The organism is Roseibium aquae (genome assembly GCF_008711285.1).
Taxonomy (GTDB): domain Bacteria; phylum Pseudomonadota; class Alphaproteobacteria; order Rhizobiales; family Stappiaceae; genus Roseibium; species Roseibium aquae.
In genome coordinates, this window is record NZ_VXDC01000013.1 from 1 (window position 1) to 16,646 (window position 16,646).

12 protein-coding genes and 1 rRNA gene are annotated in these 16,646 nt (G+C 61.1%); 8 read left to right on the top strand and 5 right to left on the bottom strand.

Going from position 1 to position 16,646, the window contains the following annotated elements:
• Together rrf and F0184_RS17695 are read left to right on the top strand one after the other, a co-directional pair.
• Positions 1 to 91: ribosomal RNA gene (gene rrf, locus F0184_RS17690) — 5S ribosomal RNA — on the top strand; the annotation flags it as partial.
• Positions 92 to 511: 420 nt separating this feature from the next.
• Entirely contained in the window at positions 512 to 1,507 is a 996-nt protein-coding gene (locus F0184_RS17695) for an ABC transporter substrate-binding protein (protein WP_150497544.1), read from the top strand.
• 438 nt (positions 1,508 to 1,945) lie between these two features.
• Here F0184_RS17695 and preA read toward each other — a convergent pair whose 3' ends face one another.
• The 5 genes from preA to F0184_RS17720 all read right to left on the bottom strand — a co-directional run bounded on the left by preA (position 1,946) and on the right by F0184_RS17720 (position 9,379).
• Positions 1,946 to 3,259, bottom strand: coding sequence for an NAD-dependent dihydropyrimidine dehydrogenase subunit PreA (gene preA, locus F0184_RS17700; protein WP_150497545.1), 1,314 nt, complete (start codon positions 3,257 to 3,259; stop codon positions 1,946 to 1,948).
• A 27-nt stretch (positions 3,260 to 3,286) separates the two neighbouring features.
• On the bottom strand, positions 3,287 to 4,642 hold the full coding sequence (locus tag F0184_RS17705; RefSeq protein WP_150497546.1) for an NAD(P)-dependent oxidoreductase: 1,356 nt from the start codon (positions 4,640 to 4,642) through the stop codon (positions 3,287 to 3,289).
• A gap of 395 nt (positions 4,643 to 5,037) precedes the next feature.
• A complete protein-coding gene (locus tag F0184_RS17710; RefSeq protein ID WP_150497547.1) occupies positions 5,038 to 6,711 on the bottom strand; it encodes a CRTAC1 family protein in 1,674 nt (557 codons plus the stop codon).
• Entirely contained in the window at positions 6,708 to 8,117 is a 1,410-nt protein-coding gene (locus tag F0184_RS17715) for a di-heme oxidoredictase family protein (protein WP_150497548.1), read from the bottom strand. The genes F0184_RS17710 and F0184_RS17715 overlap by 4 nt, the downstream gene beginning before the upstream one ends.
• Positions 8,114 to 9,379, bottom strand: a complete 1,266-nt coding sequence (locus tag F0184_RS17720; protein WP_150497549.1) for an ROK family transcriptional regulator — start codon at positions 9,377 to 9,379, stop codon at positions 8,114 to 8,116. The genes F0184_RS17715 and F0184_RS17720 overlap by 4 nt, the downstream gene beginning before the upstream one ends.
• Positions 9,380 to 9,638: 259 nt before the next feature.
• Here F0184_RS17720 and xylF point away from each other — a divergent pair, with 259 nt between their 5' ends.
• The 6 genes from xylF (at position 9,639) to otsB (ending at position 16,645) form a co-directional block, all read left to right on the top strand.
• Entirely contained in the window at positions 9,639 to 10,670 is a 1,032-nt protein-coding gene (gene xylF / locus F0184_RS17725; RefSeq protein ID WP_150497550.1) for a D-xylose ABC transporter substrate-binding protein, read from the top strand.
• A 129-nt stretch (positions 10,671 to 10,799) separates the two neighbouring features.
• On the top strand, positions 10,800 to 12,095 hold the full coding sequence (locus tag F0184_RS17730; RefSeq protein WP_150497551.1) for a sugar ABC transporter permease: 1,296 nt from the start codon (positions 10,800 to 10,802) through the stop codon (positions 12,093 to 12,095).
• A gap of 25 nt (positions 12,096 to 12,120) precedes the next feature.
• Positions 12,121 to 12,888 carry an ATP-binding cassette domain-containing protein gene (locus F0184_RS17735; protein ID WP_150497600.1) on the top strand — a complete coding sequence of 256 codons (768 nt, stop codon included), beginning with the start codon at positions 12,121 to 12,123 and terminating at the stop codon, positions 12,886 to 12,888.
• A 95-nt stretch (positions 12,889 to 12,983) separates the two neighbouring features.
• Positions 12,984 to 14,435 (top strand): xylulokinase, encoded by a 1,452-nt coding sequence (gene xylB / locus F0184_RS17740; RefSeq protein ID WP_150497552.1) that lies wholly within the window; start codon positions 12,984 to 12,986, stop codon positions 14,433 to 14,435.
• 12 nt (positions 14,436 to 14,447) lie between these two features.
• Complete coding sequence (gene xylA, locus F0184_RS17745; RefSeq protein ID WP_150497553.1) at positions 14,448 to 15,767, top strand: xylose isomerase; 1,320 nt, start codon at positions 14,448 to 14,450, stop codon at positions 15,765 to 15,767.
• Positions 15,768 to 15,907: 140 nt separating this feature from the next.
• Positions 15,908 to 16,645 carry a trehalose-phosphatase gene (gene otsB / locus F0184_RS17750; RefSeq protein WP_150497554.1) on the top strand — a complete coding sequence of 246 codons (738 nt, stop codon included), beginning with the start codon at positions 15,908 to 15,910 and terminating at the stop codon, positions 16,643 to 16,645.
• Position 16,646: the final 1 nt, after the last annotated feature.

A 16,646-nucleotide genomic window follows, 5' to 3' on the forward strand; every position in this document is an offset into this window, starting at 1 on the left:
CCACCCGATCCCATCCCGAACTCGGCCGTGAAACGCTCCAGCGCCAATGGTACTTCGTCTCAAGACGCGGGAGAGTAGGTCGCCGCCAGGCCCGCTAAAGACAGAAAAAAACTCTTCAACTTAAAACCTAATGATCAACAGACCAATTCACCCGCCCAAGATCCTTCTTGGGCGGTTTTTTGCATTCTAACGCCAGGAAGATCGCCTGACCGTTGCCTGACAGGCTGGCGCTACGAGATTAGGCGTCTGAATTCGCCATTTGATCAAATTATCGCCTTGACCATTTGCTCGGCAGTTTCCTACCTTTTCTTGACCAGATGGTCAGGGATCGTGACGGTGGGACCCCACAGTCAACGAAGATCTGCAGGACATCGGCTGGCCTGGCACGCGGATTTGATGAAGGATCCGCGTCCGGCCGGCTTCTTGCGCTCGGTCTCTTGCGCCCGGTTTCTGGCGCCTTCTGGTGAAGAACAGAACGCCTGTCCGTCAGGCCAATATGAGGAGAAGGGGAATGGCACTCGCGAAATGGAAAACATGGGCGGCGGCCTCGGCTGTCTCGGCCGGCTTGATCGCCGGACCGGCCCATGCCCTGGATGAGCTCACCTTGCAGCTGAAGTGGGTCACACAGGGACAGTTTGCCGGCTATTATGTGGCCGCGGACAAAGGGTTTTATGAGGAAGAAGGCCTGGATGTCACGATCAAGCCGGGCGGCCCGGACATCGCGCCGCCTCAGGTGATCGCCGGCGGCGGCGCCGATGTGATCGTCGACTGGATGCCGTCCGCTCTGGCCTCGCGTGAAAAAGGCGTGCCGCTGGTCAACATCGCGCAGCCGTTCCAAAAGTCGGGCATGATGCTGACCTGCCGAAAGGAAACCGGCATCACCTCGCCGGAAGATTTCCGCGGCCGCACGCTCGGGGTCTGGTTCTTCGGCAATGAATACCCGTTCCTGTCCTGGATGAGCCAGCTTGGCATACCGACCGATGGCAGCGACGGTGGGGTAACCGTTCTCAAGCAGGGGTTCAACGTCGATCCCTTGCTTCAAAAACAGGCCGATTGTATCTCGACCATGACTTACAATGAATATTGGCAGGTGATCGACGCCGGCATCCCGGCCGAAGAGCTGGTCGTTTTCAAGTATGAAGATCAGGGCGTGGCGACCTTGGAAGACGGCCTTTATGTTCTGGAGTCGAGCCTTGAAGACCCGGCAATGGTCGACAAGCTGGCGCGGTTCGTGCGTGCGTCCATGAAGGGTTGGGCCTATGCGGCCGAGAACCCGGAAGAGGCTGCGGACATCGTGCTGGAAAACGACGCGACGGGCGCGCAGACCGAAAAACACCAGGTGCGCATGGTTAGCGAGATCAACAAGCTCGTTGATGGTTCGACCGGCGTCCTCGACATGGATGCGTATCAGCGCACGGTTGACACGCTCCTGGCTGGCGGTTCCGATCCGGTGATCACCGCAGCGCCGGAAGGGGCAACGACAACGGTCGTCACGGATAAAATGTAAAGGCGGCGGCTCCGCGGCGAAAAGGTCTGGCCAGCGATCCTTTTGGGGCTGTCAGACCGTTTCCCGGTCAGCTTGAAGCGATACGCTCCAGTTTGACCGGGAAAACAAACACAATTCCAAAAAATTATAGAGAGTTGCCCTGCTCCGATAGATCGTGAAGCGATCCAATCGGGTCAGGGATTGTTCCGAACCGGGTCAAGGATATTGGGCTGCCGGCGGGCGTTTTGCGCCGGGCGCCGGATCGGAGCTGGGGGCGGTCCGGTTCGAATGCGGGTCGCTTCCCGTGAGGCGAAGCCCGTGTCCGTTGCCATAAAGATGACATACCCGACGGACCAAACAGCGGGAACCGAGGGTGGCAGCGGGTCAGAAATCAGGGCAGGCAGAGCATATGCCGCCCGGTCATGGACCGGGCGGCGCATAAAGCTTGTGGGATCCGTCCTACTCTGCGGCTTCGCGAACGGCCATCGGATTGTTCGGATGGGTGGTCCAGTTGGCGTAGTTCGGATCAACGCGCTTGCCGGTGCGTGGATCGATCTCGCCGGCAGCCATCGGCTCCATGGTGATGCAGTCTTCAACGGGGCAGACATTCACACACAGATTGCAGCCGACACACTCCGCGTCGATCACCTCGAACTTGCGCACCCCGTCGACCATGTTGGTGATTGCCTGATGAGAGGTGTCCTCGCAGGCGATGTGGCAGCGTCCGCAGCTGATGCACAGGTCCTGATTGATTTTCGCTTTCGCGATGTAGTTCAGGTTCAGGTGCTGCCAGTCCGAACAGTTGGGAACCGCTTTGCCGATGAATTGGTCGGTCGAGGTGTACCCGGCGCTGTCCATCCAGTCCTTCAGGCCCTCGATCATCTCTTGAACCACCTTGAAGCCGTAGGTCATCGCGGCGGTGCAGACCTGGACGTTGCCAGCGCCGAGCGCCATGAACTCGGCCGCGTCGCGCCAGGTTGTCACGCCGCCAATTCCGGAGATCGGCAAGCCGTGGGTGGCGGGATCGCGGGCAATCTCGGCAACCATGTTGAGAGCGATCGGTTTCACGGCCGGGCCGCAATACCCGCCATGTGCGCCCTTGCCATCGACGGTGGGGGTTGGCGCCATGGCGTCCAGATCGACACCGACGATCGAGTTGATCGTGTTGATCAGGGACACCGCATCGGCTCCGCCATTCTTCGCGGCCTGGGCCGGTTTGCGGATGTCGGTGATGTTCGGGGTCAGTTTCACGATCACGGGCATGCGCGTGTGCTTTTTGCACCAGCGGGTCACCATCTCGATGTATTCGGGCACTTGACCAACGGCCGAGCCCATGCCGCGCTCGCTCATGCCATGGGGACAGCCGAAGTTCAGCTCGATGCCATCCGCTTCCGTATCCTCGACTTTCTTCAGAATGTCGATCCAGTTCTGTTCCTCACAAGGAACCATCAGCGAGACGACCATGGCCCGGTCCGGCCAGTCGCGTTTGACGCGCTTGATCTCCTGGAGATTGATTTCCAGCGGCCGGTCCGTGATCAGTTCGATATTGTTGAACCCGATCAGTTGCCGGTCCTTGCTATGAATGGCGCCGTAGCGCGGACCGTTGACATTCACCACCGCCGGGTCTTCGCCGAGCGTCTTCCAGACAACGCCGCCCCAACCGGCCTTGAAGGCGCGGACAACGTTGTATTCCTTGTCCGTGGGCGGAGCGGAGGCCAGCCAGAACGGATTGGGGGATTTGATTCCGATAAAGTCCGAGCGCAGATCAGCCATGACGGGATCTCCTTCAAGCAATGAGAATCAGGCGCTGAGCGCGCGGTGAATGGAGGCCGCGGCGATCTTGCCATCCTCGACAGCGGCCACGGTCAGATCTTCCCCGCCAAGGATGCAGTCGCCGCCCGCCCAGACATCTTCAAGGCTGGTCTTCCGGTCGGCATCAACCACGATGCGGCCCTTTTCGATCTGAATGTTGGGTCCCGAGCCGTTCAAGTCGGTCTGGACAAGGGTTTGCCCGACCGCTTTGAACACCATGTCGGCCGGCAGACGGATGATGGTGCCTGTGCCCACCAGAGCACCGTTGTCATCCCGCGTCCGTTCGAGGTCGATGGCGGTGATGTGCCCGTTCTCCGCGACAAGCTCTTTCGGCTGGGCCCATGTCAGGATCTTGACCCCGTTGGTCTGGGCCAGATGCTGTTCGTACTCACTGGCATTCATCCGGTCCTGCCCACGCCGGTAGGCGATTGTGACATCCTCTGCTCCGAGGCGTTTGGTCTGGACCGCGATATCAACTGCGGTCATCCCGCCGCCGATCACCACGACGCGCCGGCCAACGGGCAGATCCGCGTAGTTTTTCGTTTGTCTCAGATCGGCGATGTAATCGACGGCATCGAGAACTCCATCCGTGTCCTCATCCGCCAGGCCGAGGGCATTCACCCCGGCAAGGCCCATGCCGAGAAACACGGCGTCATAGCTGGCCCGAAGCTCGGCAAGGTGAACATTCTCGCCCAGCTTCTTACCGGTTTTCAATGTGATGCCGCCAATCGACAGGATGAAGCCGACTTCTTTCGCCGCATAGTCATCGACCGTCTTGTAGGTCGCGATGCCGTACTCGTTCAGGCCGCCGGCTTTTTCCCGGGCTTCGTAGATATCGATGTCGTGCCCCTCGACCGCCAGAGCATGCGCACAGGCAAGACCGGCGGGACCGGCTCCGATCACCGCGATCTTCTTGCCGGTTTCGGCTTTGCGGGTGAAGGGCGTCATGTCATTTTCCGACATGTAGTGATCAGTGGCATAGCGCTGAAGCTGGCCGATCTTGACGGGCTTGCCTTCGGCGACCTCCCGCACGCAGACCTGTTCGCACAGCGTTTCTGTGGGACAGACACGGGCGCACATGCCACCCAGAATGTTCTGGTCGAAGATCGTTTTCGCCGACCCGGTGGGGTTGCCGGTCGAGATCTGGCGGATGAATTGCGGAATGTCGATGCTGGTCGGACAGGCCTGAACGCAGGGAGCATCGTAACAGAAGTAGCACCGGTCCGCTTCCACCGTGGCCTCATGCGGGCTGAGAAGTGGGTGCAGATCGGCGAAATTGCGGGCGTAGTCCTCATCGGACAGGCGGCCCGCGGCCACATCGGGTGCGCGGTTGGATTGGGTCATTCAAGACCTCCGGAAGGAATGGCGATTGGTGTTTCTTGACGCAACCTTCATTTTGCGAGGCAGCTGTCGATTTCATGAGAAAAAAATTTGATCAATTAGTCAAATATTTTTGGAGAGTGAATATTTATGAGTAAAACACTCATGAAATAATGTATCGCTATTCCAATGCCTTATGAAAAATATAGGCATGTGCTGAAAATACCGGCAGCATCCAAATCAAGCCGGGAAAGACCAAAGGATTGCCGAAGGGCCTGGCCCGAACGCCGGGTTTCATCGATCAGGAGAGCGTCACCCGGAGCACTTGCGCGCAATGCAGGCAGGCGGTTCGCCCTCCGCAAACGAGGGAGAACCAACGTCCGGAGCCTGCCGCGCGGTCCACGAAGCACGCGATCGGTTCAGGGGGCCATCCACAACCGGACCTCGGCTGCGTCGCGCTCGATGATCACATGGTGATTGGCGAACACACGGTAGGTGTGGCTCCAGTCGCCATCCGGCCAGCGCACCCGGACCTCGGCTCGCTCCGATACACCAAGGCCGAAGTGGAGAAAACCCATCTGACCCGAGGCGTGGCCGCCGCCAATCAGGACATCCCGTGTCACGGTCCGGTTGCCAATTTTCACGCTCACTTTTGCGCCAACGGCACGGGTGTTCGGCTGGCCGGGCTGGCGAAGGTCGATGGCCAGCCAGTTCCCAAGCGGACGGGTCTGGTTGGCATCGCCGCGGCCGACATTCCGGAACAGGCTGACCGGCGCGGACCGGTTCACCACGATCACGTCGAGAAGGCCGTCGAGATTGAAGTCGGCAAGCCCGGCCCCCCGCCCCCGGCTATCCTTGGCAAGACCTGAGCTATCTCCGACCTCGACAAACCGTCCGTCCCATTGTCCCAGCAAAAGATTGTCCGGATCAAAGGCCGCGAAATCCGGCATCGCTTCGACATTGCCCTTCGCGATGAACAGGTCCCAAAGGCTGTCATTGTTGAGATCCTGAAAATCGGCATGCCAGCCGGTGGATGGCCGCAAATCGTCCCCGGTATAGGGCCGATGGGCGGTCACGCCGGTATCGAAGGCGATATCCCGGTAGATCGGCAGGGTCTCGTCGGCTTCGTCGTCAAGCATCTGAAGCTTCGTGTCGCCCATGCTCGTCAAGGCATATTCCGGAAACCCGTCCACGTTCAGATCGATGGAGGCGATGCCCATGCCCCAGATCCTGACCGTCCGCCAGCCATCCGACGCGCGGTAGGGCCGTGGCGGACGGCCGGCTGGCACGGCCCAGAGCTGTTCTTGCCCATCGCGGTAGTAGTGCCGGTCGTTGGACATTCGCAGCGCCGGTTCGCCGGACCGGTTCCAGTCGGTGAACAGAATCGACAACGCGCAATAGCCGGGCGACAGCCGAAAGGCCTCCGGGTAACGGGGGGCCAGAGCGCCATTGGGACGGAACAGGAAATTGTCGTGGCAGGTGCCCCACGGTGCGCCCGGCGCCGAACGGTCCACATAGTTGCCGAAAGCGAGGGTCGGGAAAGTCTCTCCCGTTTCCCAAACGGCTGAAAAGGATGTGGTCCATTCCCGGCCGCCGTCAAAACCGAGTGCCCGGTTGGCGATCTCGAACCGGCAGTCCCCCTGGCCCGCGAGCAGAAGGTTTTCACCGAGCCGTAGAACCGCAAGGTCAAGAATGTCATCGTTGTTGAAATCCAGGGGATAGGCTCCCAGAACCCGCGTCATCTGGCGTTCGGGCACCCCGGTCGTCGTGAGTTCGAAGGTCAGCGGCCCGCCCGACTCGCTTCGGTTTCGATAGAGACTTGCCCGGTTCTCGCCGCCGGCAAGAAAGATGTCGGGCCGGCGGTCGCCATCGCAATCGAAAACGGCGGTGCCGCCGCCGACGAAATACTCCCATGGCCCGTCGTAGCGATGCGCGATGCCTGCGGTTCCGGTTTCGTCCAGGAAGGCGGGCACCGGCGCAAGTGAGGTTGGTCTCGTGTCGGCTTGGGCGAGGCCCGGGCCGGCGAGGAGCGCGGCGGCCAGCGCCGATCGCCGGAGCCATACGGCGGCAGGTGATACACGGCACGGTGTCATTGAGGGATCTCAAGGCTACGCAGAAACGCGATGATCGATTCCCGCTCTATTTCCGGAAGAGTTTCATAGGCTTTTCGGGCGGCCGTGGCGGCCCCGCCATGGGCCCGGATGACTTCATCGAGGGTCGTGAGATCGCCGCGATGACCGTAGGGGGCCGTGCTGCCAACGCCCCACAGTTCCGCGGTGAGGAACTCGTCGCGCGGCACGAAACGTTGGCTCAACAACTCGTTTCCAAGCCGGTCCTGGGCGGCATCGGCGATCTTGTGACGTTTCAGGTCTCCGAAGAGCGGCACAAGAACACGTCCTTGCTCATCCCGGTCCAAGGCCTTCACCCAATCGAGCGTGGCCAGGTCCATGTGAATCCCGTCAGTCACATCGCCGGGCCGCAGCGTGCCAGCGGTTTCATAGGGCCCGGGATCCTCGAAAATCAGGCTGTCCAAAGGCAGGGCAGGGACATGGCACTGCGCGCAGCCGATCGCGCCGAACTGCTGCTCGCCTTTCTCCGCGGCCCGTGCCCAGATCTCTGGCATGATCTGCTTTCGCGCAGGGGTGGCCAGTGTGGCTTGCCAGACGACCAGAGCAGACACATCGCCTTCGGTGATCTCGGCCGCTAGGCCGTCTTCGTCGAAATCGTCCGTCCCCGTCCAGACGGCCCCGAACCGTTCGCTGGCCTGGATGCCGTGATGATGGTTGAGCGCGTTGACGGTGAATTGGCGCAGCGACGTGAAAACACCTTTCTGGCTGAACGGCCTCAGTGTGAGATCCGGGTCGATGCCCTCGATCTCGTGGACATCGAGGGAGCCGTCCGGATGAGCGGTCAGGCGCCCGAACGAGATGCCTTTCGCCGAAAGGTCAATTGTTTGGGCCGTGCCGGTCGAACGGGCAAGGTGCGCCACGTCCCTGCGCTGGTCACGCAGCTCCTTGGTCATTTCACGGGCCAGAAGTTCGATCAGGCCGGCGCCTTGAAGCGCTGTGGTGCCCCGTTCGTTGGAAAACTGCGGATCGATCGTCTCGAAATCCGCACTTTCAAATCCTTCGGAGACGAAAACGTTGGTGGTGAAGTCCCCGGCGGCACCGGCGACCGGATCATGATGGCAGGAGGCGCAGGAGTTTGCGTCGAGACCGGCGAGGCGCTGAAACGTGAGCGGCGAGGGGCGGCGCCTTTTCGTCGGCACGATGGCCTGAGTGGCTGCCGGCCGTCCCGCGCCGTCCGCCGTCGTGAACTTGCCGATAAACAGCCGTTCGCCGTGGCTGATCAGCAATTCCATGGCGGCCGTATCCTGGCTGGCCAGCTTCTCGAAGTTGAGCGGGCGGTCGAGAATGTTTTCCGACCAGGGTGGCGCATCATCTGCCATGGCGGCGCTGGCGAACAGAACAATTCCCGTCAGAAAGAGGGCATGTTTCATGCCGGCGCTCCTTCCTTGGGGTAGGAGCCGCGCGCGGGTCTGCCATGCGCCGTTTCGCCGGTGTGGCCACGGTCGAGCCGCTCCATGGCCTGGGCGATCAGTCCCCGCCGGATGTAGTCTTCTTTCCAGGGCAGCACATCGATCTCGAAATTCTGCCGAAGATCGGCCACGAGCGCCTCCTCGAGCCCCGATTTCATGCCCTCTTCCATGAACGAGAACGCCCGGACAGCCGCTCCGGTCAGGACGATCCGTTTCGGATCGATCAAGGCCACGATGCGGGCGAGACCATAGCCCAGAACGGTTCCCGCTTGGTGGAAGGCTTGCAAGGCGCCGCTCTCGCCGGCCTTTGCGCGGTCAATCAGGGTGGCAAGCCCCGATTGACCGGCCGCGATGCCATCGGGTGACGTCGTTTCCGGAAGGCCATCCGCGGCCCGAACCAGCGCGTAGTCGGAAAGATACGCTTCGAGGCATCCACGCTTGCCGCAGCGGCACAAGGCGCCCCCGGGGATGTGATTCGCGTGTCCGAACTCCGCCGCGGTCCCATTTGCGCCGGAGAACAAATGGTCGTCGAGATAGAGACCCATGCCCACACCATAGTCGAGCATCACGACGGCGAATGTCCCGCTGTAGCGGTCCGGATCCGACCAGTGCAGGGCTTCGGTGATCATGTTCGTATCGTTGGAGAGCGCGCAATCGGCGTGAAAGGCCTCCGAAAGAGGCTGAACGATCGGGATCTTGCGTCCCGAAAAGGCCGGGCTCCAGGCGACCAGGCCCGTTTCGGTCTCCACCACCCCCTGGGCTGCGATGCCAATCTCCAGAACCTTGTCCGGTGAGAGTTTGGCGTCCTCCAGGAAGGATCGGATCGCGGCGATCAGGATGGGCGGAAAGCTTTTGGCATCGGCTGCCGCGCTGTTGAAGGCCGCGCGTTTGGTGAAAAACGTTTCTCCGGTGAAATTGGCGAGGGCCATCTCGATGCTGTTCACGGACAATCGGATGGCAATGACGCACGCGGCATCCGGGTTGAGCCGCAGCATCGAACGCGGGCGGCCGCGCCCTTGAGGGCCTTTGGGCTCGTCCGCCTCAATTCCTTCGATCAGGCCTTGATCGAGCAGATCGGAGGTAATCGCCGTCACTGTCGCCGGGCTCAACTGCGTGATCTGGCCAAGATCGATTCGGGCCATCGGGCCCTGGCGCCGCAGCGCCTGTAGGATAATCGCCCGGTTTTGCCGCCGGATCTGGTCGCGGTCCGCCTTGCGTGACATGCGCGCGTATCGCCCTCGCTGTTTCCTCACCCATGCCGGGTTGTCCCGGTCTTTGGTGGTTGGGGCCGTTTTTGGTCGGTGGCCCCAACGTTTTTCAAAACCATGTTGACAGTAGCCGCGCTTTAGAGCAACTTTTTTTCGGACGTCGAAAAAAATAAGAAGCCGGGCGTCTGCGCAGGATCCTTTCGCGGATCATCTGCGGGCGACGAAATCAAAAAGGCCCATTGATCGAACCGGGCCACTTGGAGGAAACACCGTTATGCGCAAGATCGCCGTACTTCTGGCAGGGGCGCTTCTGTCCACATCCGCCATCACAGCCGTTCAAGCACAAGACATCACCGTTGGGGTAAGCTGGTCCAATTTCCAGGAAGAGCGCTGGAAAACCGACGAGGCGGCCATCAAGGCGGCCCTGGAAGCCGCGGGCGCCACCTACATTTCCGCGGATGCGCAAAGCTCATCCGCAAAGCAATTGTCCGATATCGAAGCCTTGATTGCCCAGGGGGCCGATGCCCTGATCATCTTGGCTCAAGATGCCCAAGCGATCGGTCCCGCGGTCCAGGCCGCCGCCGATGAAGGCATCCCCGTTGTCGGCTACGACCGGTTGATCGAGGATCCGCGGGCGTTTTATCTGACCTTCGACAATGTTGAAGTCGGACGCATGCAGGCGCGCGAAGTGCTGAAAGCGGCGCCTGAAGGCAACTACGTTATGATCAAGGGCTCGCCCACCGACCCGAACGCGGATTTCCTGCGCGGCGGCCAGCAGGAAGTGCTTCAGGAGGCGATTGACAGTGGCAAGATCACGATCGTCGGGGAAGCCTATACCGATGGCTGGTTGCCGGCGAACGCCCAGCGGAACATGGAGCAGATCCTGACCGCCGCCAACAACGATGTCGATGCCGTTGTCGCTTCCAATGACGGAACGGCCGGTGGCGTCGTGGCCGCCCTGACGGCTCAGGGGATGGAAGGCATTCCGGTCTCCGGTCAGGATGGCGACCATGCCGCGCTGAACCGAGTGGCCAAAGGCACGCAAACCGTATCGGTCTGGAAGGATGCCCGCGACCTTGGAACGGCTGCCGGTGAAATCGCGGTGGCTTTGGCCGGTGGCGCGTCTATGTCCGATATTGATGGGGCCCAGAGCTGGACGTCTCCCGCCGGCACTGAGCTGACTGCGCGCTTCCTCGAGCCGGTGCCGGTCACGGCCGACAACCTGACCGTTGTGGTCGATGCCGGGTGGATCGAACAATCCGCGCTGTGCCAGGGCGTCGAAAACGGTCCGGCTCCCTGTAACTGATCAACCCTGACTATTGGCGGGCCTCACGCATGTGAAGGTCCGCCAGCGGCTTGAGTGCGGGCTCCGCCTCGACCCGGAAGGAGACAGCCGGCTGCCTGCGCGCCGGGTCTCATGCAAGGAGCATTGTCCATGTCCGATTCCGCCCTGTCCGGGTCCCCGGCCCCGACGGCACGAACCATGTTTGCCGCGCTGCAACTGGATACGCGCCTGCTCGGAATGATTGGCGCGTTTGTTGTGCTGTGCCTGGCATTCAACGTGGTGACCGACGGCGCTTTCCTGACACCGCGCAACATTTTCAATCTGACGATCCAGACCGTATCTGTCGCCATCATGGCCACCGGCATGGTGTTCATCATCGTGACCCGGCATATCGACCTGTCGGTCGGTTCGCTCTTGGCAACCTGTTCCGCGATAATGGCCATGACCCAGACGGTCGTGACGCCGGAATGGCTGGGGCTGGGCTTGAACCACCCGCTGACGCTTCCCATCACCATTTTGGTGGGTGTCGTGGCTGGCGTTCTGATCGGCGCGTTCCACGGCTGGCTTGTCGGCTACCTGGCTATCCCCGCGTTCATCGTCACGCTTGGCGGGTTGCTGGTCTGGCGAAACGTCGCCTGGTTCATCACCAACGGTCAAACCATTGGTCCGCTTGACGCCAACTTCACGAAAATCGGCGGCATTGGCGGGACCATGGGAGAAACCTGGTCCTGGGTCTTTGGCATCGTCGCGGTTCTGGCTGCCCTTTCCCTTCAATATGTGGCCCGCAGGCGCCGTGCGGCCCATGGCTTTCCGGTCAAGCCCTTCTGGGCGGAACTGACGATCAGCGGTTTGGTCAGCGCATCCATTCTCGGTTTCGTCGCCACCTTGAACGCCTATGAAATCCCTGAACGCCGGTTGGAGCGCATGTTCGAGGCCCGCGGCGAAACGCTGCCGGATGGGATGACCATGGGCTATGGCATTCCCTTCTCCGTGCTGTTGCTGATTGCCGTTGCCGTGATCATGACCCTCGTTGCCCAGCGGACGCGTCTTGGCCGCTATGTTTTCGCTGCGGGCGGCAACCCGGACGCGGCCGAACTGTCCGGCATCAATACCCGCTTTCTGACAGTCAAGGTGTTCGCCATCATGGGCGGGCTCTGCGCCCTCGCCGGTGCTGTCGCCTCCGCCCGATTGGGGTTCTCCACCAATGACATCGGGACGCTTGACGAGCTGCGTGTGATCGCGGCCGCCGTGATTGGCGGCACCGCCTTGTCGGGCGGCATTGGCACGATCTATGGCGCGATCCTGGGCGCGTTGATCATGCAGTCGCTTCAGTCGGGCATGGCCATGGTCGGCGTAGACGCGCCCCTTCAAAACATCGTGGTCGGCGTTGTCCTTGTGATCGCCGTCCTGATCGACATCATCTATCGCAAGCGCACGGGGGAGTGAAGCGATGACAGCCCCTCTCGTTGAAATGAAAGACATGTGCATCTCCTTCGGCGGGGTGCGTGCGGTCGACCACGTTTCGGTCGATCTGCATCCTGGCGAAGTCGTCGGCCTGCTCGGTCACAATGGCGCCGGCAAGTCCACGTTGATCAAGATCCTCTCCGGGGCCTACAAGGCCGACAGCGGCGAGATCCGGATCGACGGCAAGCCTGTGACCATCAACAGCCCGCGGGATGCGCGGACGCACAACATCGAAACCATCTATCAAACGCTCGCGCTGGCGGACAATCTCGATGCGGCCTCCAATCTCTTCCTGGGACGGGAACTGACCACACCTTTCGGTTTCGTCGACGATGATGCGATGGAGGCCGAAACCCGCAAAATCATGGGCAAGCTGAACCCGAACTTCAAAAAATTCAGCGCGCCGGTGAAAGCCTTGTCGGGCGGCCAGCGCCAGTCGGTCGCGATTGCCCGGGCGGTCTATTTCAACGCGCGCATCCTGATCATGGATGAGCCGACCGCCGCGCTCGGTGTTCACGAAACGCAGATGGTGGCCGAACTGATCCAGGAACTGAAGAAGCAAGGGCTCGGGATCTTCCTGATCAGCCACGACATCCACGATGTGTTCCAACTGTGTGACCGGATTGCTGTCATGAAAAACGGCCAACTGGTCGGAACGGCTTTGACTCATGAGGTCAGTGACGATGACGTGCTTGGCATGATCATTCTCGGCAAGTGCCCGCCGCACGCAACGCCGGGGCCGGGCGCCTTGGTCGATGACACGGCGCTCGGTTAGTCATCGGGCCTGAATAGGAACCGGACGGCGGATGAATTTCAAACAGCCGGCCCATGGGCCGGCTCTTTTTGGCAAGTGTTTGAGGGGCGCACCTCATGTTTATGGGCCTCGATATCGGGACCAGTTCGGTCAAGGCAATCCTGATTGATGATGATCAGGCCGTTTTGGCGTCTGCCACCGCTGGCCTCAGTGTGAATCGCCCGCATCCGGGATGGTCCGAACAGGATCCGCAGAGCTGGTGGCGTGCTGTTGAAACCGTCATGGACCAGATCGCGGCAAGCCATCCCGACAAGATGGCGGCCGTCCGGGGGATTGGCTTGTCCGGTCATATGCACGGAGCGACCCTTCTTGGCGCCGATGACATGCCGCTTCGCCCCTGCATCTTGTGGAATGACGGCCGGTCCGCGGCGCAATGCGCCGATCTTGAGGAAAGAGAACCGAAATTCCTCAGCCTTGGCGGAAACAGGGTCATGCCCGGTTTCACCGCGCCCAAACTTCAATGGGTGCGGGAGAACGAGCCCGGCATTTTCGAAAAGACCGTGAAGGTCCTCCTGCCCAAGGATTATGTGCGTCTAAAACTCACCGGCGAGCATGTGGGCGACATGTCCGACAGTGCCGGCACGCTCTGGATGGATGTTGCGGCCCGGGACTGGAGCGACGATTTATTGTCGGCGACCGGTCTGTCGCGGACACATATGCCGCGTCTTGTCGAAGGCTTGGCGCCGTCCGGTCAAGTGCGTCCAGAGCTTTGCACCCGGTGGGGCATGACGGGCCGTCCCGTCGTTGCCGGCGGTGGCGGGGACAATGCGGCATCGGCCTGCGGGATCGGGGCCGTCGAGCCCGGCTCGGCCTTCGTCTCGTTGGGTACGTCCGGCGTTCTGTTCGTCACCAATGACCGGTTCTCGCCGAACGTGGACAATGCGGTTCACGCCTTCTGCCATGCTGTTCCCGCAACCTGGCACCAGATGGGGGTGATCCTGTCCGCAACTGACAGCCTGAACTGGTTGGCCCGGACTTTGAACAAGAGCCCGTCTGAATTGACCGGCGCGCTGGGCGCGGTCGGCCGGCCTTCGGATGTTGTTTTTCTGCCGTATCTCGCAGGGGAGCGCACGCCGCACAATGATGTGGCCATTCGGGCGGGTTTTGCCGGGATTTCGCACGAAACCTTGCCCGAAGATCTCACCCATGCCGTGCTGGACGGCGTCGCATTCGCCCTAAAAGACTGCCTGGTAGCCCTAGAGGTGGCCGGCACCAAGGTCGAACGGCTGATGGCCGTCGGGGGCGGATCACGGTCTCAAACCTGGCTGGAAATCATTGCCGCGGTCCTTGGCGTTCCGGTGGATGTGCCCGCCGATGGCGATTTTGGTGCGGCGCTCGGCGCGGCCCGACTTGGACAGGCCGCAGCCCTGGGCACGGCGGACGGGCTTTTCGCCAAACCGCCCCTGTCCGGCACAATCGAGCCAAAGGCAGCGCTCACTCAATCCTACGCCGGCGCTTATCAGCGTTGGCGCCCTCTCTATTCGGCTTTCAAGACCGCCGGTTTTTAAGGAGACTTTCCCATGAGCACCGGATTTTTCGGCGACCTCGCTCCGATCCCCTATGCCGGGCCGGACAGCCGCGACCCGCTGACCTACCGCCACTACAACAAGGATGAAGTGATCCTTGGCAAGCGCATGGAGGATCATCTGCGCTTTGCCGTGTGCTACTGGCACAATTTCTGTTGGCCAGGAACGGATCCTTTCGGCGGCGACACCTTCCAGCGGACCTGGATGGCGGCGGGCGGCGACCCGATGGAACAGGCGAGACTGAAGGCCGATGTTGCCTTCGAGATGTTCCAGATCCTCGGAATGCCGTTCTTCACCTTTCACGACCGGGACATTGCGCCGGAAGGCAATACGCTGGCCGAAAGCAACGCCAACGTGAACGCGATCGCCGACATTTTCCAGAGGAAGATGGAAGAAACCGGCGTGAAGCTGCTTTGGGGCACGGCCAATATGTTCTCCAACCGGCGCTACATGTCGGGAGCTGCGACCAATCCCAATCCGGACGTCTTTGCCTATGCGGCCGCGCAGGTGAAGAACGCGATGGACGTCACCCACCGGCTCGGCGGTGCGAATTATGTGCTATGGGGCGGGCGCGAAGGCTATGAAACGCTGCTCAACACCAATATCAAACAGGAGCTGGATCAGCTTGGCCGATTCCTCAGCATGGTGGTGGAGTACAAGCACAATATCGGGTTCGGCGGCGCGATCCTGATTGAGCCCAAGCCGCAAGAGCCCTCAAAACACCAGTACGATTACGATGTCGCGACGGTCTACGGCTTTCTGAAGGCCTACGGTCTTGAGACCGAGGTCAAGATGAACATCGAGCAGGGCCATGCCATCCTGGCCGGGCATTCCTTCGAGCATGAACTCCACATGGCCCACTCGCTGGGGATTTTCGGGTCGGTCGACATGAACCGGAACGACTATCAATGCGGCTGGGACACCGACCATTTCGGCATGAATGTGCCCGAACTGGCGCTGGCCTATTACGAGATCCTGATGGCGGGCGGGTTCACGTCCGGCGGGACCAATTTCGACGCAAAGCTGCGCCGCCAGTCGATTGATCCGGTTGATCTTATTCAGGCCCATGTCGGGTCCGCCGACGCGATCGCCCGTGGTCTGAAAGCGGCGGCTGAGATGATCGAGGATGGGCGGTTGAAGAGTTTCGTTCATGAGCGCTACGCCGGATGGCAGAAGCCGGAAAACGCCGCGATCCTGAGAGGTGAAACATCGCTGGAGGCGCTGGCCGAAAGGGTTCATGGCCAACATCTCGAACCACAACCGGTATCGGGCCGCCAGGAGTATCTGGAAAGCCTGGTGAACCTCTTTGTGTGATTAAATTTTATGCGGTGGCTGCTATTGGGCAGCCGCCGCTTTTCTTTACTGCGCATTTTGTTAAAGAGGTCCCGAGATCATCAGGGCCCGCAGGTTGGCTTGATACCCGCAGTTGGCCTTTCCAGACACCGGACGGTTTCATGGAAACACCCCCGCACGTTCGGCCGGACATGGCTTTGTTCCTTGATTTCGATGGAACATTGGTCGACTTGGCGCCAAGACCAGAGCAAGTTGCCGTTTCGCCCGGTGTGGTCGACACGCTCTCCCGTCTTCAGGTGTGCCTCGATGGGGCGGTCGCCGTCATATCCGGCCGGCCAATTGCCGAGATCGACCATTTTCTAGATCCGTTGCAGCTGCCGGCCGCAGGCCTGCACGGTCTGGAACACCGCAAGGCCGTTGGTGCCGATATCATTCGCGACAAGCCGACCGGTGCAATTGCGCAGCTCAAGGCCGATCTGGAAGCCTCCGACTTGCTGACGAACGGTGTTTTCCTGGAGAACAAGGGCGTCGCGCTCGCCGTGCACTATCGCGCCAACCCGGACCGCGAGGAGGATGTGCGGGGCGTCATGCAGGAAGCCGTTGCCGGTCTCGACAACTTGCACCTTGTCGAAGGCAAGATGGTGATCGAGGCCAAGCCGGCCACCTCCGACAAGGGGCGCGCGGTTGAGGCATTCATGGCGCATGCGCCCTTCAAGGACCGGACACCCGTTTTCATCGGCGACGACGTAACGGACGAAGACGGCCTCGCTGCCGCCCAGCGTCTTGGTGGACTGGGGGTCAAGGTTGGCATGGGGCAGACCTGTGCGCACTATCGGCTGTCTTCTGTCCCGGCGGTTCACGCCTGGCTGACCAGCAATTTTCTTGCTTTGGAGCATTGAG

Bases quoted from the DNA above. Each gene is read 5' to 3' on its own strand.
- xylF (WP_150497550.1), top strand. From the start codon at position 9,639: ATGCGCAAGATCGCCGTACTTCTGGCAGGGGCGCTTCTGTCCACATCC.
- F0184_RS17730 (WP_150497551.1), top strand. From the start codon at position 10,800: ATGTCCGATTCCGCCCTGTCCGGGTCCCCGGCCCCGACGGCACGAACC.
- F0184_RS17715 (WP_150497548.1), bottom strand. From the start codon at position 8,117: ATGAAACATGCCCTCTTTCTGACGGGAATTGTTCTGTTCGCCAGCGCC.
- xylB (WP_150497552.1), top strand. From the start codon at position 12,984: ATGTTTATGGGCCTCGATATCGGGACCAGTTCGGTCAAGGCAATCCTG.
- F0184_RS17695 (WP_150497544.1), top strand. From the start codon at position 512: ATGGCACTCGCGAAATGGAAAACATGGGCGGCGGCCTCGGCTGTCTCG.
- F0184_RS17705 (WP_150497546.1), bottom strand. From the start codon at position 4,642: ATGACCCAATCCAACCGCGCACCCGATGTGGCCGCGGGCCGCCTGTCC.
- F0184_RS17735 (WP_150497600.1), top strand. From the start codon at position 12,121: ATGAAAGACATGTGCATCTCCTTCGGCGGGGTGCGTGCGGTCGACCAC.
- F0184_RS17710 (WP_150497547.1), bottom strand. From the start codon at position 6,711: ATGACACCGTGCCGTGTATCACCTGCCGCCGTATGGCTCCGGCGATCG.
- F0184_RS17720 (WP_150497549.1), bottom strand. From the start codon at position 9,379: ATGTCACGCAAGGCGGACCGCGACCAGATCCGGCGGCAAAACCGGGCG.
- preA (WP_150497545.1), bottom strand. From the start codon at position 3,259: ATGGCTGATCTGCGCTCGGACTTTATCGGAATCAAATCCCCCAATCCG.
- xylA (WP_150497553.1), top strand. From the start codon at position 14,448: ATGAGCACCGGATTTTTCGGCGACCTCGCTCCGATCCCCTATGCCGGG.
- otsB (WP_150497554.1), top strand. From the start codon at position 15,908: ATGGAAACACCCCCGCACGTTCGGCCGGACATGGCTTTGTTCCTTGAT.